The organism is Nesterenkonia lutea (genome assembly GCF_014873955.1).
Lineage (GTDB): Bacteria > Actinomycetota > Actinomycetes > Actinomycetales > Micrococcaceae > Nesterenkonia > Nesterenkonia lutea.
On record NZ_JADBED010000001.1, the window covers coordinates 689718 to 706929 of the forward strand.

Annotated in this window: 16 protein-coding genes; 10 read left to right on the forward strand and 6 right to left on the reverse strand. The window is 67.8% G+C overall.

The window, feature by feature from the left end; genetic code table 11:
- The first annotated feature begins 27 nt into the window (after positions 1-27).
- Entirely contained in the window at positions 28-1101 is a 1074-nt protein-coding gene (locus H4W27_RS03185) for a hypothetical protein (protein WP_192594650.1), read from the forward strand.
- An 11-nt stretch (positions 1102-1112) separates the two neighbouring features.
- Positions 1113-2387 carry a phosphotransferase gene (locus tag H4W27_RS03190; protein ID WP_192594651.1) on the forward strand — a complete coding sequence of 425 codons (1275 nt, stop codon included), beginning with the start codon at positions 1113-1115 and terminating at the stop codon, positions 2385-2387.
- A 4-nt stretch (positions 2388-2391) separates the two neighbouring features.
- Here H4W27_RS03190 and H4W27_RS03195 read toward each other — a convergent pair whose 3' ends face one another.
- On the reverse strand, positions 2392-4131 hold the full coding sequence (locus H4W27_RS03195) for a tetratricopeptide repeat protein (RefSeq protein ID WP_192594652.1): 1740 nt from the start codon (positions 4129-4131) through the stop codon (positions 2392-2394).
- A gap of 46 nt (positions 4132-4177) precedes the next feature.
- Between H4W27_RS03195 and H4W27_RS03200 the strand changes: the two genes are divergently transcribed.
- On the forward strand, positions 4178-5140 hold the full coding sequence (locus H4W27_RS03200) for a glycine betaine ABC transporter substrate-binding protein (RefSeq protein WP_192594653.1): 963 nt from the start codon (positions 4178-4180) through the stop codon (positions 5138-5140).
- Positions 5141-5145: 5 nt separating this feature from the next.
- Here H4W27_RS03200 and H4W27_RS03205 read toward each other — a convergent pair whose 3' ends face one another.
- Together H4W27_RS03205 and H4W27_RS03210 are read right to left on the reverse strand one after the other, a co-directional pair.
- Positions 5146-6018 (reverse strand): ABC transporter permease, encoded by an 873-nt coding sequence (locus tag H4W27_RS03205; RefSeq protein WP_192594654.1) that lies wholly within the window; start codon positions 6016-6018, stop codon positions 5146-5148.
- Complete coding sequence (locus H4W27_RS03210) at positions 6015-6911, reverse strand: ABC transporter ATP-binding protein (RefSeq protein WP_318782111.1); 897 nt, start codon at positions 6909-6911, stop codon at positions 6015-6017. Before H4W27_RS03210 ends, H4W27_RS03205 begins: the two co-directional genes overlap by 4 nt.
- Before the next feature lie 149 nt (positions 6912-7060).
- On the opposite strand from H4W27_RS03210, the gene H4W27_RS03215 reads away from it, so the two are divergent.
- The gene (locus H4W27_RS03215; RefSeq protein ID WP_192594656.1) at positions 7061-8299 is read left to right on the forward strand and encodes a pyridoxal phosphate-dependent aminotransferase; all 1239 of its coding nucleotides are present in this window, start codon (positions 7061-7063) and stop codon (positions 8297-8299) included.
- A gap of 89 nt (positions 8300-8388) precedes the next feature.
- The gene (locus tag H4W27_RS03220) at positions 8389-9627 is read left to right on the forward strand and encodes a pyridoxal phosphate-dependent aminotransferase (protein WP_192594657.1); all 1239 of its coding nucleotides are present in this window, start codon (positions 8389-8391) and stop codon (positions 9625-9627) included.
- Between the two features lie 31 nt (positions 9628-9658).
- Here H4W27_RS03220 and H4W27_RS03225 read toward each other — a convergent pair whose 3' ends face one another.
- Entirely contained in the window at positions 9659-10357 is a 699-nt protein-coding gene (locus H4W27_RS03225) for a helix-turn-helix transcriptional regulator (RefSeq protein WP_192594658.1), read from the reverse strand.
- Between the two features lie 90 nt (positions 10358-10447).
- On the opposite strand from H4W27_RS03225, the gene H4W27_RS03230 reads away from it, so the two are divergent.
- On the forward strand, positions 10448-11188 hold the full coding sequence (locus H4W27_RS03230) for an alpha/beta fold hydrolase (RefSeq protein WP_192594659.1): 741 nt from the start codon (positions 10448-10450) through the stop codon (positions 11186-11188).
- A 20-nt stretch (positions 11189-11208) separates the two neighbouring features.
- Here H4W27_RS03230 and H4W27_RS03235 read toward each other — a convergent pair whose 3' ends face one another.
- Positions 11209-11484 carry an exodeoxyribonuclease VII small subunit gene (locus H4W27_RS03235; protein WP_192594660.1) on the reverse strand — a complete coding sequence of 92 codons (276 nt, stop codon included), beginning with the start codon at positions 11482-11484 and terminating at the stop codon, positions 11209-11211.
- Positions 11481-12764 carry an exodeoxyribonuclease VII large subunit gene (xseA, locus tag H4W27_RS03240; RefSeq protein WP_192594661.1) on the reverse strand — a complete coding sequence of 428 codons (1284 nt, stop codon included), beginning with the start codon at positions 12762-12764 and terminating at the stop codon, positions 11481-11483. The genes H4W27_RS03235 and xseA overlap by 4 nt, the downstream gene beginning before the upstream one ends.
- Positions 12765-12876: 112 nt before the next feature.
- On the opposite strand from xseA, the gene H4W27_RS03245 reads away from it, so the two are divergent.
- The 4 genes from H4W27_RS03245 to H4W27_RS03260 all read left to right on the forward strand — a co-directional run bounded on the left by H4W27_RS03245 (position 12877) and on the right by H4W27_RS03260 (position 17049).
- Positions 12877-13815 carry a hypothetical protein gene (locus tag H4W27_RS03245; protein WP_192594662.1) on the forward strand — a complete coding sequence of 313 codons (939 nt, stop codon included), beginning with the start codon at positions 12877-12879 and terminating at the stop codon, positions 13813-13815.
- 55 nt (positions 13816-13870) lie between these two features.
- Complete coding sequence (locus H4W27_RS03250; protein WP_225938983.1) at positions 13871-14995, forward strand: 4-hydroxy-3-methylbut-2-enyl diphosphate reductase; 1125 nt, start codon at positions 13871-13873, stop codon at positions 14993-14995.
- A gap of 105 nt (positions 14996-15100) precedes the next feature.
- A complete protein-coding gene (locus H4W27_RS03255; protein WP_225938984.1) occupies positions 15101-15865 on the forward strand; it encodes a sulfite exporter TauE/SafE family protein in 765 nt (254 codons plus the stop codon).
- Positions 15862-17049 (forward strand): MFS transporter, encoded by a 1188-nt coding sequence (locus tag H4W27_RS03260; protein ID WP_318782113.1) that lies wholly within the window; start codon positions 15862-15864, stop codon positions 17047-17049. The genes H4W27_RS03255 and H4W27_RS03260 overlap by 4 nt, the downstream gene beginning before the upstream one ends.
- The last annotated feature ends 163 nt before the right edge of the window (positions 17050-17212 follow it).

Genomic DNA, 17212 nt, shown 5'->3' on the forward strand with positions numbered 1-17212 from the left:
CAGGGCAGGGGGCTGGAGATGCTGGGCATGGAACACACCGAGAGCGCGTTCCTCTCCGCAGTGGAAGGTCTGCCCATCCCCTCCTCCGCGCTGATCGCGCTGATCGCGGCGCTCTTTCTGGGCACCCTGATCCTGCGCGGACAGCGCCAGGCCAGCAGCTACGCCGCCCCGGCACCGGTCTCCGCCGAGACCGCCACGAGCACCGCCGCCGGCTCCCACACACACCAAGGGGCCTTCATGTCCGCGAACACCGAATCATCCCGCAGCCCAGAGTCTTCCGGCCGCGCTGAATCTTCCGGCAGCCCTGAGTCTTCCGGTCCCGCTGCCGTGCCGGCGCCGCAGTCCGGCGTCGAACCGATCTCGGCCCCTGCACCGGTCTCCGGCACGGAATCGACCACGGGTGCTGAACCGACCGCCGACGCTGGCCCCGCAGTCCGACCGACCCAGGGGTTCCATATGCACTGGGGTCGCACTGCGGTGGCGCTCCTCGGCGTGCTGGCCCTGCTGGCCGCCGTCGCCACCGGGGTGCTCGCGCCGTTGACGGCGCTGCCGGTCGCGATCCCCCTGGCCGCCGGCGGGGTCTTCCTGCTGTGTCTGCTCACCCTGCGCGGCATGGCTGTGGTGCGTCGGCGCAGCGCCCGGCGGCAGCGCGTGCAGTCTGCCATCGAAGAAGCCATGAATCCGCCTCAGGCCCAGGCGTGGGAAGTCCAGGCCAACCGCGGACTCTTCGACGCGCTGAGCTCGGATGCTCGCGGCGCCGGAGGGCCCGACTCGCTGCAGCAGATCGATGAGGATGGACTGCCCGTCAGCCTCGAACGCACGTTCAGCGGCGAGCACGCCGAGTCCGAGCCCGTGCTGGGCGCCGCGGCGGAACCTGTCGGGCCCTGGCAGCCGCGTGCGGTGCCCCGTCCCAAGTATCTCGACCTGGACAAGGCCCAGCGTCTGGAGCCAGCCCCGCTGGAGGTGCAGATCCCCACGCCCAAGAGCGAGGTCAAGCTCACCCAGCAACGATTCGTCGAAGCCCCCGCGCCGGTCGAGGAGACGACCGTGCGGGAGGATTCGCTGAACCTGGACGAAGTGCTCAAGCGCCGGCGCGCCTGATGTCCCACGGCATGACCGGTGCAGAGCTGGAGGCGAGGCAGCTGGCCTTCATGGAGTCCTATGACGCCCATTCGCCGGTGGCGGAGGCCATCCAGCACACCGGGGTCTATGCCACCAGCGTGCACCTCGAATCCCTGCAGCATCGGCCGGGGGCGGGCGTCACCGGGATCTACCGGGTCGCCACCGGACGTCCGGTCCTGCCCCGCGGCGGACTGGCAGGGTCCTACGCCGAGACCTCCGACCACGTCGATGAGCTCTACGTGGGCATGACCACCGAGCCAGTGTCCGCCGATGCCGACGGGGTGGTGCAGTCGCACAGCCCCTATGGCAGGCTCTCCATCTGGCAGCACCCGCTGGACCCGGCTCTGCCCGGGCTGCGCATCGCCTCCGACCCCGGCTCGGTCCGCAGCGTCTGGGGAGAGGGCCGTGACCTTCTCAGCCTCGAGACCATCAGCTACCGGCCGCTGCGGCGGGCCGTCATCGCTGCACAGTTCGACGACGGCACCCGCCTCTTCCTCAAGGTTCTGCGTGCCCGAAGGGCCGATCAGCTCCATACTCGTCACCGGCTCCTGCTCGATGCGGGAGTGCCCACCGCGGTGCCGGTCCGGGAGCCCGTGAGTGATGTGGTCGCGCTGCGCGAGGGTCCGGGGGAGTCCCTGGCCGAGTACTTCCTCGCCGACGGGGCCGCCGCGACGCTGCCGGAGCAGTTCATCGACCTGCTCGAGCGGCTGCCGACGAAGGTCATGGCTCTTCCCTCGCGGGAGGCCTGGACCGATAGGCTCTCGGCCTACGCAACGGCTGCCGCCTCGGCGCTCCCGGGGGAGACCACCCGAATCCGGGCCTTGGCGGCGCATATCAGCGCGGCGCTCCCACAGACTGACCGCGGCCCGGTGGTTCCCACCCACGGAGACTTCTACGAGGCCAATCTGCTCATGCACCAGGGCCAGGTCTCTGCGCTGCTCGACGTGGATTCGCTCGGCCCCGGACATCGTGTGGATGACCTCGCCTGTTTCCTCGGGCACATGGCGGTCCTGCCTGCTGTGGATTCCCGCTACGTCCATGTGCCCGCCGCCTTCCGACGTTTTGCCACGGGTTTTGCGGCCACTGTGGATCCGCGGGCGCTGCGAGTGCGCACCGCCTCGGTGGCGCTGTCACTGGTGGCGGGAGCTCGGGACACCCGCAGCCCGGCCTGGCACGGGAATGCCGAACACCGGCTGGCCTGTGCGGAGGCAGTGGTGGGACTTCGGGCGCCGAGTCCGGATCTGCCCGTCTGGCCCGAGCTCTAGCAGGTCAGCTTCGCATGCGCCGCTTGAGCCGGGTCAACTTCCGGCGCAGATCCGCGGCCGCCTCTGCCTTGCCCTGATGCATCAGCGCCTGGATCTGCCCCTCCAGGGCGTCCGCCATGAGCGAGGGGCTCGCCTCCCGCTCGTCAGTGGACATCCGGAAGATGGTCTCGGCCTCATCGGCGCGTCCCATCTCCAGCAGCACCTTGGCCGCGAAGACCTCGGAGTCCCCGGCCGCGTCCTCGTCCCCGGCCTCGGCGAAGAGATCGGCGGCCTCCAATCCGGCGGCCACGGCCTTGGAGCCCTCACCCAGTGCGGTCCAGCCCCGGGCGAGTGAATCGGTGATGTCGGCCCGCTGCCAGGTGGTTCCATGCTCCGTCGCCAGGGCCAGCGCGCGGTCCAGGTGATCGATGCCGGTCTGATCCTCGGCGCGGGTGAGCAGGTGTCCCAGGGAATGCAGCGCCTGCAGCAGGACCAGCGGATCCATGTCCTCGGTCCGCTCGACCAATCCCAGCCCCTGTTCGTAGTGGCTCCGGGCCAGATCCAGGCGTTCCAGCGATGCCGCCAGGGCCCCGGCGGCGAGGTGTGCGCGGGCCGCCTCTTCGGATTCGTCCACCTCGAGGAACAGCTCGGCGGCCTCGTTCCAGTGCGACATGGCCTCGACTGGGCGCTTGAGCTGCGTGACGGCATGGCCGAGACCCATCAGCGCCCGCGCGCGGGTGGAACGATCCTCGGCGGTTCCGGCCAGTCGCACGGAGAGCGCATCGAGGACCTTCTCGGCCTCGGCATGGTCCTCGAGCTCCAGAAGCTGCTGCCCGAGTGCCAGGCTGAGCAGACGGGATTCGCTGAACTCCCCGAGCTCTGCCTGCTGGACGGCGATCCGCCAGGCGAGCACGGAGGCCTCGCCGTCGTCCTCTTCGCTGGTCAGACCGGCCAGCAGAGCGGCGGCAGAGGCGGCGCCCTTGCGGACCTGGGCGGCGGCGTAGAGCTCCACCGAGGTCAGCGCGGCCTCGATGGCCTGTGCATTGCGGTCCTCGTGATGGTGGATGGTGGCCTTGAGCATGGCCATCGCCCCGCGGACTGCGCGGTTGGTCGGCGCGGCGAGCACGAGTTCGGCGGTGCTGAGTGACTCCTGCGGCTCCCCGCAGAGCAGCAGCGCGTGGGCGAGGAACATCCGGGCACCGGCAAGCGCCTCCGGATGATCAAGCTGCTCCAGGATCTCGCAGGTCTCCCGGACCAGCGGCAGCGTGGCCTCGGGTCCCTCGTCCTGGAGCCGCCGCACCGCCAGCGAGGAGAGCACATCGGCCAGCTCCGCGGAAGCGGACCCTGAGGGCTCATCCTCGGCACGCAGGTCTTCGGCGACGCGGGACAGGATCTCGCCCTCCACCCGGTCTGGCTCGCGCAGCAGCATGGCCCCGAGCTCCTCCTCCACCCGCGCCTGGCGGAAGCGGCCGAGCCGGCGCAGGAGGTCGATGCGCTGGGCGCAGAAGGGGGCGGCGGCGTCGGAGTCTCCGCGCATCTCGTGGACCCCGGCGAGCAGGCGCAGCAGCATGAGCTGATTCTCCGGCTCCTGCCCTCCGGGTGAGAGCAGACCGGCCTGGGCCGCCTCGGCGGCGCTGCGGTACCGCTCGCCGTAGGCGCCCTCGTAGGCCAGATCCAGCCAGCCGCGGGCATCCTGTGCGGACAGGGCTGTCCCACCGGCGGCCTGGAGCAGAGCCGTCAGACGCGGTATCAGCGGACTCGTCATCTGCACCAGAGTATCCCTGATCCTGCGTCATCGTAGAATGGCGGCTATGACTTCCAGCCCCCGTGCGCCTCGGCGTGTCCGCCGCGTCCCGGGGCTGACCGCCATCGCCGCGGCGGCCGCTCTCGCCGTGGTGGGCTGCTCCCCTCCGCCGGCTGCGGAGGAGCCCACGGGCAGCGCCGCAGAGCGTGCCTGGACGATCGAGGTGGGGGAGCATGAGCTGGACCAGACCATCGCCAATGTCTACGCGCTGGCACTGACCTCGCGGGACTCGCCCACCGTGGTCGAGCCGCGTGATCGGGAGCCGGGGGAGATGGTCGATGACGGCGAGGCCGATCTGGTGATCGGACGCACCATGGCGCTCGCGCAGCAGCTGGACCAGGAAGGCTGGGCCGAACTTGATCAGCCCAGCTCAGCGGATCTGCTGGCACTCATCGCCGGTGGCCTGCAGCAGGGTTCGGAGCTGCTGGAGCCTTCGGCCGCAGTGCTGGAGAGCGCCCTGGTCATCACCTCGGTCACTGCGGAGGAGCTGGAGCTCCCCACCGCCGGTGAAGTGGATGCGCCCGAGTTCGCCGACGCCTGCGATGAGCTGCGGATCGGGGTGCGCCCGGACCTGCCCGATCCCGCTCCGCTGCTGGCCGAGGTCTACGACTGCGAACCGGCGGCGATCTCGGTGGCCGGGGAGGAGGATTTGGTCCGCGACGTCATCACCGCAGAACTGGATGCGGCGATCCTCACCGCGTCCCATCCCAGCATCGAGGAGCAGGCGCTCGTGGCGCTGGCGGACGCTGAGCGAGCCTTCCCGCAGGAGCAGTTCGTCCCGGTGGTCTCCACCGAGGTGGCCGAGGAGGTGCCCGATGTGACGACCGAGCTGGCCCAGGCTCTGGACGACGACGCCCTGGTCACCCTGCGCCGGCTCACCGCCGGCGAACAGGGACTCAGCCCACAGGAGGCCGCCGAGTACTGGCTGGTCCAGGAGGGGTTCATCGCGGAGCCCGAGGACTGGGGCTGAGCAGCTCAGCCCAGACGCCGACCGATCCGGCTCGTTCCGAGGAGCAGAAACCCGACGAAGAGCACCAGGAACACCAGCCAGATGATCCCCTCGGAGACCTCCACGTCACCGATGTGCGGCACCATTCCGTATGCCGCGTAGATGGTCTCGACGCCCTGCGGGTCTCCGTCGGTGAGCGTGTTCACCGTCTCTCGGGTGTAGGGCACGCGCATGAGGGTCGCGGCCTGGTTGATGGGCAGGACGTTGATGAACGTGACGACTGCGCCGGGCAGCGTGCTGACGGTGACATAAGCCGCTGCCAGGAAGCCTCCCGCGGTGCCGACGATGGTCCCCACGGACATGAAGACCGGGTGAGACCGGATGAACGTGACGACGAAGCTCCATATCGCGGAGAAGAGCAGACAGAAGCCGATCACGTAGCCCAGCGACCGTGCCATGTCAGCCGGGCTGAGCACGACGCCGTCGCCGATCCACATGTAGAGCTGACTCAGCACCAGCACGACAGTGCTCAGTGAGGCAGAGATGATGAAGGCCCCGAGCAGATATCCGGCGATCACATCGAAGCGGCTCAGCGGAGTGACCAGAAAGTCTCGGAACCGATCTGTGGCGCGGTCTTCGACGAAGACGGCCAGGGCTGAGAGGCTGGTCGTCATCGTGGTGATCATGGCGATGTTCCCCAGCACCCAGCTGTTCACGAAGGCGTCGATGCTCTCCGGCTCTGCCTGGGGCACGTTCGTCCCCAGCGCCTCCACCTGCATGGTCGAGAGGAAGGCCATGTAGAGCACGAAGAGGATGATCGCTGCCACCAGGGAGAAGAAGATGGCGGCCGGGTCGCGGAAGAAGATGAGCAGGTTGCGCCGGGTCAGGTGGTAGATCACGCGGGAGGTCCCCCTCGGGTGATGTTCAGGAACACGTCGTCCATCGTTCCGTGGCGGAATTCGAAGTCGGAGATGTCCGGCTCGAAGCGCTTCAGGATCTGCATCGCCTCTCGCCAGTCCTCCACCGCGAGCGATCTCTCGGCGCCCCGGGGCACGGCAGCATGGCTGAACGCGGTGTCGAACGCCTCGCAGGAGTTCAGGGTGAGCCGCAGCTCGTCACGACTGTGCTCGGCACGCAGCCGGCTGGGTGTTCCGGACGCGACGATGCGACCGTGATCGATGATGAAGACCTGGTCCGCCCGCTCGGTCTCCTCCATGTAGTGCGTGGTGAGGAAGATTGTCAGCCCCAGGGAGCGTTGGAGCTCCGTCACCGTGTCCCAGACTCGCTCTCTGGAATCAGGATCCAGGCCGGTGGTGGGCTCGTCCAGGAACAACAGCTTCGGATCATGCAGCAGAGCCCGCACGATGTCAGCCCGACGCCGCTGTCCTCCGGAGAGACTGCCGTAGCGCTGGTCGAGGAACTCTTCGACCTCGAGCACCTCGGAGAGTTCTCCCATCCGTCGCCTCGCAGCGGCGCTGCTCATCCCATACAGACTTCCGCGGATGAGCAGGTTCTCCCGCACGGAGAGGATCGGGTCCAGCAGCGAGTCCTGGAAGACGACACCGATGGATCGGCGGATGCGGCGATCGCTGTGCCCGACCCGGTGTCCCAGCACCGAGACCTCGCCGGAGGTGGGCCGTTTCAAGGTGGTCAGACAGCTGATGGTGGTGGACTTCCCGGCACCGTTGGTGCCGAGGAAGGCGAAGGTCGACCCCTCATCGACGTCGAAGGACAGATCGTCGACGGCGGTGTGGGATCCGTATCTCTTCGTGAGACCGCTGACACTGATCACGGGTTCCACAGATGCTCCGTTCTTCAGTCCCCTCCATTGAGCTATATATGCTCCTCGGTGGCAAGGGTCCGTGAGACGGACGCCGAAGCGGATCGACTCTCCGAGCGTCATCTCCCGCCCTGCGGTCGCGCATAGGGCACAATCTGTTCATGGAGGAATTCGAGGACTTCACCCAGGCTCAGAAGCTCCGCAACGTCCGCTACGACGTGCGTGGCCCCATCGCGGTGGAGGCCGCCCGGCTTGAACGTGCCGGACATCGGATCACGAAGCTGAACATCGGCAACATGGCGCCGTTCGGCTTCGACGCGCCGGACGCGATCCTCGTGGACATGATCAAGAACCTGCCCACCTCACAGGGCTACTCAGAGTCACAGGGCATCTACTCAGCCCGCACCGCGGTGGCGCAGTACTACCAGTCCCGCGGCATGCGTGACGCCGAGGTCTCGGACGTGATCCTGGGCAACGGCGTCTCCGAGCTGATCACCATGGTGCTGCAGGCGCTGATCAACCCGGGTGACGAGGTGCTCATCCCCGCCCCGGACTACCCGCTGTGGACGGGCATCACCACGCTGTGCAGCGGTCGCGCCGTGCATTACATCTGTGATGAGGACAATCACTGGTGGCCGGACCCGGAGGAGATCGAATCCAAGATCACCGACCGCACCAAGGCTCTGGTCATCATCAACCCGAACAACCCGACCGGCGCGGTCTACCCGCGGGAGATCCTCGAAGCGATGGTGGACATCTGCCGCCGACACAATCTGATGCTGCTCTCGGATGAGATCTACGAGAAGATCACCTTCGACGACGCCGAGATGATCAACGCCTGCACCCTGGCCGATGACGTCTTCACGATCACCTTCTCGGGTCTCTCCAAGACCTGGCGCGTGGCCGGATTCCGTTCCGGGTGGCTGTACATGTCGGGCCCGAAGCACCGGGCCAAGAACTACATCGAGGGCTTGAACCTGATGTCGAATCTGCGCATGTGCCCCAATGTTCCGGCCCAGCACGCCATCCAGACCGCACTCGGCGGCTACCAGTCAGTCGAGGAGTTCATCCGTCCCGGCGGCAGGATCTACGAGCAGCGCAATGTCGCCCACAAGCTGCTCTCCGAGATTGAAGGGGTGGACGTCCACCAGGCCGACGGCGCGCTGTACCTGTTCCCCAGGCTCGATCCGAAGATCTACCCGATCAAGAACGACGAGGCCTTCGTGATGGAGCTGCTGCGTCAGCAGAAGATCCTGGTCTCCCACGGACGTGCGTTCAATTGGATCGACGACAACCACTTCCGCCTGGTCTCGCTGCCACCGGTGGAGGAGCTCGAAGAGGCGATCGCCGGCATCGCCGACTTCCTCGGCGCCTACCGCGACGCCTTCGCGCGCAGCTGACCGCTGGCCGTGTCAGACGTTCAGCATATGAAACAGTAGGGGCTCTCCCACCCGGAAAGGTGCAGGATAGAACAGTGCGCAACCTCAGGATGCAGGAATTCGAAGACTTCACCCAGTCGCCCAAGCTCCAGGACGTCAGGTATGACGTGCGCGGGCCGATCGCCCAGGAGGCCGCCCGGCTGGAGCGCGAGGGGCACGCGATCACGCGGCTGAACATCGGCAACCCGGCCCCCTTCGGCTTCGAGGCGCCGGACTCCATCCGGATGGCGATGATCAGCAACCTCGCCGATGCGCAGGGCTACTCTGACTCGCAGGGAATCTACTCGGCGCGGATCGCAGTGGCCCAGTACTACCAGGCCCGCGGAATGACGGACGCCGACCCTTCCGACATCTACCTGGGCAACGGGGTCTCCGAGCTGATCTCGATGGTGCTCCAGGCCATGCTGGCCCCCGGCGACGAGGTGCTCATCCCCGCCCCGGACTACCCGCTGTGGACCGGAGCAACCACTCTGGCCGGTGGCCGTGCGGTGCACTACATCTGCGACGAGGACAACAGCTGGTGGCCGGACCCGGAGGAGATCGAATCCAAGGTCACCGATCGGACCAAGGCGCTGGTGATCATCAATCCGAACAACCCGACCGGTGCCGTGTACCCGCGGGAGATCCTCGAAGCGATGGTGGACATCTGCCGCCGACACAACCTGATGCTGCTCTCGGATGAGATCTACGAGAACATCACCTTCGACGGCGCCGAGATGGTCAACGCCTGCACGCTCTCCGATGATGTCTTCACGATCACCTTCTCGGGTCTCTCCAAGACCTGGCGCGTGGCCGGATTCCGTTCGGGCTGGATCTACGTCTCGGGACCCACGTACCGGGCCAAGAACTATCTCGAGGGACTCACCCTGCTGATGAACATGCGCATGTGCGCCAATGTTCCGGCCCAGCACGCCATCCAGGCCGCGCTCGGCGGCCACCAGTCCATCGAGGACCTGATCGACCCGGGTGGGCGCCTCTTCGAGCAGCGCGAAACGGCCTATCGGCTCCTGCGGGAGATCGAAGGGGTCGACGTCCACCAGGCCGACGGCGCGCTGTACCTGTTCCCCAGGCTCGATCCAGAGATCTACCCGATCGAGGACGATGAGAAGTTCGTCATCGAGCTGCTGCGCCAGCAGAAGATCCTGGTCTCCCACGGCCGTGCGTTCAACTGGATCGATGACAACCACTTCCGCCTGGTCACCCTGCCGAGCGTGGAGGATCTCGAGCACGCGATCGGCGGGATCGCGGAGTTCCTCGCCGAGTACCGGGACGCCGCTGTCCGCGCCTAGCTGTACCGACCGCAGCGGTTCATCGAGTGACTCACCCGCTTCGACCGTGCACCGGTCTGGCGTTGGCCGGGGGTTCTCCGACCTCGCCGACGGTATGGCCGCCACAGGGGGTCTTGGTCACGCTGGCCCGCTCGATGCGCGAGACGGTGAACCAGCGCATCGCCTCGCGCAGTCGGCACCACCCGACCAGGTGCCACTGGCCGTTCGTGGAGGCGAACAGCACCGGTTCGATGTCGCGCGTGGTCGTGGTCCCGTCTCCCGATGTGTAGCGAATACGGATCACTCGCTGCTCGGCCATCGCCTCCTCCAGCGCTGAGGTGATGGTGCGAGAGGGAGGGGGAGCCGTGTTGACCCAGACGCGGCCGGCCAGCTCCTCGGCTCTCGCACGGGTCCTGGGATCGAGGACGCCCAGGATCTTCTGGATGCCGGTCGCCGCCAGATCGGCGTAGGGGGCATCGGGCGCAGCGGAGACCGCTGCCATGAGCGCCACGGCCTGAGCCGGAGACAGGTTGACAGGTGGCAGGGACGCGCCTGCGGCCAAGCCGTAGCCGCCGCCCGGGCCTGGTCGCGACCAGAGAGGCGCCCCGCTGTTCTCCAGTGCAGCGAGATCTCGTTTGACGGTGCGCACGGACACCCCGAACTGACTCGCCAGCCGCTCGGCGGAGCAGCCCCGGGACCCGTTGCGGCGCAGGGTCTCGGAGAGGGCGTGGAGTCGTTCTGTTCGCTTCACTGTTCGCCACACATCACTGTTCAGCACGCAGCAGATTCATGACATAAATAGTGACATACTGCTGCCCGCGGCGCCTCCGAAGATGGTGACATGACAACTATTGAGAGCACTCCGACCGTCATTCTCATCGCCGGCCACTGGCTGGGCGCCTGGGCCTGGGATGAAGTCCTTGAACACCTGGACGCCGAGCGCGTCCGTGCCATCGCGATGACTCTGCCCGGTCTGGACGGGAGCGATCCTGAGCGTGCGGCGAAGACTCTCGACGATCAGGCCGGGGCGGTCCTGGACGTCATCACCCGGGCCGGGATCTCTGAGGATCGGCCCGTGAGCATCGTCGCTCACAGCGGGGCGAACGCCCCCGTCAGCCTTGTCCTTGACCGGCACCCTGAGCTTGTCCGAAGAGTCGTGTGGGTCGACTCCGGCCCCGTGACGACGGGAAGCGCCTTCGCACCAGACCTCCCGGAGGAGGTGGAGGAGCTTCCCCTGCCGGCCTTCGACGTCCTCGCACAGCAGGCGAGCCTCGAAGGCCTGAGCGCAGCGGTCCTCGAGCGTTTTCGGGCCCGGTCCGTCCCTGAGCCCGGCCCCGTGCTGCGTCAGCCGGTCGAGCTCACGAACGAGGCCCGCCGCGAGGTCCCGACCACTCTGGTGTGCTGCTCGATTCCAAGCGCGCAGGTGCTGGAGCTCGCCCGAACAGGCCACCCCATGTTTGCCGAAGTCGCGAACCTCGAGCACCTTGAGGTGATCGACCTGCCGACGGGGCATTGGCCGATGTGGAGCCGTCCCCGCGACCTCGCCGAAGCCATACGATCAGCGGCTTCTCAGACCGACTGATCTGCCTCTGCTGAGCACGCCTAGCTCTGTTCCGTCAGCTCGGCGCGGACCTCCTCGAGACGGGTCCTCGCGCCGTCCAGCCAGCGCTCACAGCGGTCGGCGAGGGCCTCTCCGCGCTGCCACAGCGCCAGTGACTCCTCCAGCGGGGCGCCGCCGGTCTCGAGCTTGGTCACCACGGAGACGAGCTCCTCCCGAGCACGTTCATAGCTCATGGTCTCGATGTCCTCGGTCCGGGCGGTGCTGAACTCGGTGGTCTCAGAGGTCGCGGCGGTGCCGGTGCTGGCATCTTCGGTCATAGTGCTGCCTTTCGGTTCTCGGCCTGAGCGGCTCTGCGGTCTTTGGGGTAGATCTCCTCGGCGCGGGCGGTCAGCTCTCCGGAGGCGACCATGATGCTCAACCGGTCGCCGCCGGACACGGTGCCGGCCTCGCGCAGCACCTCCCAGCCCGCTCCGCGCTCCGCCTGGACCACCGCATAGCCGCGGTCCAGTGTGGACTGCGGGGACAGTGAGCGCACCCGGGCGCGGGTCTGCGCGACCCAGTCCATGCCGCGCCGCACCGCCGTCTCCATGCCGAAGAGCGAGCGTCGCCGCAGGGCGATCAGCTCCTGGGCGCGTCCGGTGATCATGTCCTGAGGCTGGGCCAGCACGGGGCGAGTCCGGATCGCCTGCAGCCAGTCGCTCTCCCTCCGGATCAGACGTTCTACGCCGCCCGACATGCGTTCCCGCGCGTGACTGAGGCTCTCCCGCTCCTGGGCCTCATCGACGACCAGCAGCTTGGCGGCCCCGGTCGGGGTGGAGGCGCGCATATCGGCGACCTCGTCGAGCAGCGGGCGGTCAGCCTCGTGTCCGATGGCCGAGACCACGGGGGTCCGAGCCGCGGCCACGGCGCGGATCAGCCGCTCATCGGAGAAGGGGAGCACGACCTCCTCCAGTGCGCCGCCGCCGCGGGCGATGACGATCACCTCCACCGATGGGTCCTCGTCGAGTTCGGCCAGCGCCGCGGCCACCTCCGACGGTGCCGTCGGTCCCTGCGTGGCCACCTCGCGAATCTCGAACTGCGCAGCGGCCCAGCGGGCATGGGTGTTGCGCAGGATGTCCTTCTTGGCATCGGAATTGCGACCGGTGATCAGCCCGATCCGCGCGGGGAGCACCGGCAGGGGCTTCTTCAGGTCGATGCGGAAGAGTCCCTCATCGGCGAGCCGCTGTTTGAGCTGTTCGATCCGGGCCAGCAGATCCCCGAGTCCGACCGGCTTCATCTGCTGGGCCACCAGGGAGAGTCGACCGGACTTCTCGTAGAGATTGGGCTTGACCAGAGCCACCACGCGTGAGCCCGGCGAGACCGTCCCATTGAGCCCGCCCGCCACCGTGCGCCAGGCGACGGTGGAGAAGGAGACCTCCTGTTCCAGATCCCGCAGGGTCATCCAGGCGTTGCCGTTGCGCAGGTTGAACTCCACCAGCTGGCCCTCCACCCAGGTGGGGGGCGCCATCTCGATATGCGCCTTGAGCTTGCTGGAATAGGTGCTCAGCGGCCAGGGCGTCTCGGCGGAGGTGTCCTGGGCCTGTGCCGGCTGGCTCATGCGCTGCTCCTGCTCATCGAAGAATCGTCCCCTCGACGGTGACTCCGGGAAGGTTCTGTAGGGTGCTCTACAGCCTATGCCACCGCTGCGACACGTCTGAAGGAGCCACCCCATGCGTCAGGTCCTCAGCGTGACCTCGCTGCTGCTCGCCGCCCTGCTGGCGGCGTCCTCCCTGGCCGGGTTCCAGATCAACCAGCTCCTGCGCGAAGAAGAGCCCATCCGCCAGATCGCCGGAGACCTGCCGGAGCAGGACGCCTTCAGCCGGATCGTCTCGGCCGAGCTGCTCAATCGGATGGACTCCGAGCTGCCGAGTGCGGTCTCGAGCCTGCTCGGAGACCGCGCAGACTCCACCGTGGATTCGATCGTGGCATCGATGCTGGAGAACGAACGCACTGCGGCGGCATGGGACGAGACGCTGCAGGAGACCCGTGGGGATTACACCGCGCAGCTCGAAGGGGTCTTCGCGGAGGGGACCACGGGCCGGGCCAGCGATCTGGATCTCGCCGTGGACCTGGGCCCCATGACCGAGGCGATGACCGGGCCGCTGCGCGAGGGTCTCGACTCCGCACTGGGCTGGCTGCCCTTCCTGGACACCTCGAGCTTCGAGTTTCTCGCGCCGGAGGTGGTCGTGGATGTCGAAGCCACGCTGGAGGAAGGAGCAGACCCCTATACCTGGGCTCTGCTGGCTGCAGTGAGCGAGCACTGGCTGGTGCTCGCGGCGCTGTCGGGATTCCTCGTGGTGGTGGGGCTGCTGCTGGGCCCGGGCCGAAGCCGCTGGCTGGCATTGACGCTCGGCGGTCTGCTCGCCCTGGGCCTCGGCCTGTGGATCGCGCTGACGGTGGCCTCTCCGGAGTTCGGAGCCATGCCCGATGAGTCCTCCCAGTCGCTGGTGGATCACGTGCAGCAGCGGTTCACCGAGTGGGCGCAGCCGGCCTGGTGGGTGTTCAGCGGAGCGGCGGGCGCCGCCGTGGTCCTGGGCCTGCTCGGCAGTGTCGCCGCGCACAGTCCACAGCAGCCTCGCAGGTCGGGTGCCCGGCGCGAGTCTGTGTGACGTGCCGCCGGTCCGCAGTGTGACCGGGCGAGGCGCCCGCCGGTAGACTTGGGGCATGACTTCCACCGCCACCGCCCCCAGCGCTCCGGCCCGGCGACAGCACATCGCGGTCCCCATGCCGATGGTGCCCCGCAGGCGCCGCAGCCCCGAGGAAGTGGCCGCGGCATCAACCTTCGAGGGTCCCCGCAAAGTTCTGCTGGCGGCCCCGCGCGGCTACTGCGCCGGGGTGGACCGCGCCGTCGTCGCGGTGGAGAAGGCGCTGGAGACCTATGGCGCGCCGGTCTACGTGCGCAAAGAGATCGTGCACAACCGGCACGTGGTGGAGACCCTGCAGGAGAAGGGCGTCATCTTCGTGGAGGAGGCCGATCAGGTGCCCGAGGGCGCGCTGGTGGTCTTCTCGGCGCACGGCGTCTCCCCGGCCGTGAAGCAGATGGCAGATGACCGGAATCTGCAGACCATCGACGCGACCTGCCCGCTGGTCACCAAGGTCCACCGCGAGGCCGTGCGTTTCGCGCGGGACGACTTCGAGATCCTGCTGATCGGCCACGAAGGCCACGAGGAGGTCGAGGGCACCTACGGCGAGGCTCCGGACAACACCACGATCGTCAACGGCCCCTGGGAGGTCGATGATCTGCAGGTGCGCAACCCGGATCAGCTCATCTGGCTCTCGCAGACCACGCTGTCGGTGGACGAGACCATGGAGACCGTGCAGAAGCTGCGCGAGCGCTTCCCCAAGCTGCAGGACCCGCCCTCGGATGACATCTGCTACGCCACGTCCAACCGGCAGGCCGCGATCAAGAAGGTCGCGCCGAACTCTGACCTGGTCATCGTGGTGGGCTCCGAGAACTCCTCGAACTCCGTGCGGCTCAAAGAGGTCGCCAAGGAATACGGCGCTGCCCGCGCTGAGCGCGTGGACTACGCCAACCAGGTGGACGAGGCCTGGTTCCAGGACGCCGCGACCATCGGCGTGACCTCCGGTGCCTCGGTGCCCGAGGTCCTGGTCGACGACGTGCTGCGGCTGCTCGCCGAATACGGCTACGGCGAGGTCGAAGAGATCGTCACCGCAGAAGAGGACATCGTGTTCTCGCTGCCCAAGGAGATCCGCAAGGCACTCACGCAGGCCGGCCACGAAGATGTCGGCCGCGGAGGCCGCAGGCACAACGCCTGCTCCACCTCCTGAGTCCAGGCTCACCAGCACGGGCTCACCAGCCCAGGCTCACCAGCACGGTTCCGCCCGTGCGGCGGTCGGCAGCGAGCATGACCTGGGCTGGAATACGATGAGCTCATGACGGTGCTGGGCATGACGGCGGTGATCGCCGCGGCGGTGCTCCTCGGCACGATCCTGCAGCGAGTCTCCGGCACCGGCGTCGGCCTGGTGGTCGCCCCCGTGCTCTCGATCCTCCTCGGGCCCGCCTTCGGTGTGCTGGTCACGAACATGACCACCTTCGTCTCCGGCTGCCTGATCATGATCGCCGTCTGGTCCCAGGTCAGCTGGCGCCATTACTGGCTGATCATGCCGGCCTCGGTGCTCGGGGCCATCCCCGGGGCCTGGGTGGTCGGACAGCTCAGCGCGGGCTGGCTGTCCATCATCGTGGGAGCCATCGTCGTCTTCGCGCTGCTGGTCACGGTGGCCCTTCCCCGGCTGCCGCATCTCACCGGTCGCGGAGCCGGAATCCTCGCCGGGATGCTGGGAGGCTTCTTCAACACCGCCTCCGGCGTGGCCGCCCCCGTCATGGTCATCTACTCGCGGCTCTCCCGCTGGGACCAGCGCAGCTTCGCCGCCACGCTGCAGCCCATCTTCATGACCATGGGCGCGGTCTCGGTGATCACCAAGCTGCTGATGGGCTCCGTGGACGTCAACGGTCAGGCGGGTCCGCCGCTGAGCTGGCTGTTTCCGATCATCGTGGCGACCGTCATCCTGGGGATCCTTCTGGGCACGCAGCTGGCGAAGCGCGTCTCCGTCGCGGCGACGCGCACGCTTGCCATGGCACTTGCCGGGCTCGGCGGCACCGGCGCCATCATCCGCGGTGCACTGGAGGTGCTGGGGTGACCGAGCGCAGCGCACACAGCAGGCGCCTGCTGATCGCGCTGTTCTTCATCGGTGTGGCCACCTTCGCCCAGCTCTACTCCCCACAGGGACTGCTTCCGCTCATCGCCTCGGAGCAGGAGATCTCGGCCGACCGTGCCGCGCTGATGATCTCCGCCGCCACGTTGGGGCTGGCGCTGGGGGTGATCCCCTGGTCCTTCATCGGAGACGCCCACGGCCGGAAGCCGGCCATGGTCTGGGCCATCAGCCTGGCCTGCGTCTTCGGCGGGCTCGCGGTGCTCATGCCCGGACTCTCCACCGAACTGGGCTTCGAGCTGGGCCTGGTCATGCGCTTCATCGAAGGGTTCATGCTCGGCGGAGTGCCGGCGCTCGCAGTGGCCTACCTCAATGAGGAGGTCAGCCCGAAGATCGCCGTGGCCGCCGCGGGCACCTATATCTCAGGGACCTCCCTGGGCGGGCTGACCGGGCGCATCGTGGCCGCTCCGGTGGGGGAGCAGCTCGGCTGGAAGACCGGGATGCTCACCGTGACGGTCATCGCGGTGGTCTGCGTGCTGATCTTCCTGCGCCTGGCGCCCACGGCGCAGAACTTCACGCCGGGCCGTTCCCGGCCGGGCGAGGCGCTCCGCTCGCTGACCGGCAATCTGCGTTCACCGATGCTGTGGACCCTGTACCTGCAGGGATTCCTGACCATGGGCGGATTCGTGGCGATGTACAACTTCCTGGGGTTCCATCTGGCGGGCCCGCCCTTCTCCGTCCCGCTGTGGATCGCCTCCTTCGTCTTCCTCGCCTATCTGGCAGGCACCTGGTCCTCCCCGCGGGCGGGCCGGCTGGCGGCGCGCCACTCGCGCAAGCCGGTGCTGCTCGCCGGAAACCTGGTCATGATGCTCGGCGTGGGTCTCACGCTCATCCCGCATCTGGCCGCCATCGTCCTGGGCACCGTGGTTCTCACCGCCGGGTTCTTCGCCGCCCATGCGGTGGCCTCGGGATGGGTCGGTGCCGCCGCCACGGCCGGCCGGGCCCAGTCGGCATCGCTGTACAACCTGGGCTACTACGGCGGATCCTCGCTCTTCGGCTACCTCGGGGGAACCGCGCTGCATCTCGCGGGCTGGCCGGGAACTGTGCTGATGGTCCTCGGCCTCGCGGGGGCCGCGACCCTGCTGTCCGCCGTCGTCCTTCCCCGGGACTAGTTGTACTCAGCCACGACGTCGTTGAATGCAACTGGCCTCGCGGACGATGGATGAGCTGGCCCAACGTAATGGGCGCTGATCAGGTGACAAGGACCTGACGGCCCGCGTAGAATCTGTGGGCCCTGTCACGAGATAGCGCACACCTGTCCACGACCAGCAGGAG

What these genes read in the sequence shown, in the direction of transcription:
- H4W27_RS03185 (WP_192594650.1), top strand. Translation starts at nt 28, where the DNA reads ATGGAACACACCGAGAGCGCGTTCCTCTCCGCAGTGGAAGGTCTGCCC.
- H4W27_RS03190 (WP_192594651.1), top strand. Translation starts at nt 1,113, where the DNA reads ATGACCGGTGCAGAGCTGGAGGCGAGGCAGCTGGCCTTCATGGAGTCC.
- H4W27_RS03195 (WP_192594652.1), bottom strand. Translation starts at nt 4,131, where the DNA reads ATGACGAGTCCGCTGATACCGCGTCTGACGGCTCTGCTCCAGGCCGCC.
- H4W27_RS03200 (WP_192594653.1), top strand. Translation starts at nt 4,178, where the DNA reads ATGACTTCCAGCCCCCGTGCGCCTCGGCGTGTCCGCCGCGTCCCGGGG.
- H4W27_RS03215 (WP_192594656.1), top strand. Translation starts at nt 7,061, where the DNA reads ATGGAGGAATTCGAGGACTTCACCCAGGCTCAGAAGCTCCGCAACGTC.
- H4W27_RS03220 (WP_192594657.1), top strand. Translation starts at nt 8,389, where the DNA reads ATGCAGGAATTCGAAGACTTCACCCAGTCGCCCAAGCTCCAGGACGTC.
- H4W27_RS03230 (WP_192594659.1), top strand. Translation starts at nt 10,448, where the DNA reads ATGACAACTATTGAGAGCACTCCGACCGTCATTCTCATCGCCGGCCAC.
- H4W27_RS03235 (WP_192594660.1), bottom strand. Translation starts at nt 11,484, where the DNA reads ATGACCGAAGATGCCAGCACCGGCACCGCCGCGACCTCTGAGACCACC.
- xseA (WP_192594661.1), bottom strand. Translation starts at nt 12,764, where the DNA reads ATGAGCCAGCCGGCACAGGCCCAGGACACCTCCGCCGAGACGCCCTGG.
- H4W27_RS03245 (WP_192594662.1), top strand. Translation starts at nt 12,877, where the DNA reads ATGCGTCAGGTCCTCAGCGTGACCTCGCTGCTGCTCGCCGCCCTGCTG.
- H4W27_RS03250 (WP_225938983.1), top strand. Translation starts at nt 13,871, where the DNA reads ATGACTTCCACCGCCACCGCCCCCAGCGCTCCGGCCCGGCGACAGCAC.
- H4W27_RS03255 (WP_225938984.1), top strand. Translation starts at nt 15,101, where the DNA reads ATGACGGTGCTGGGCATGACGGCGGTGATCGCCGCGGCGGTGCTCCTC.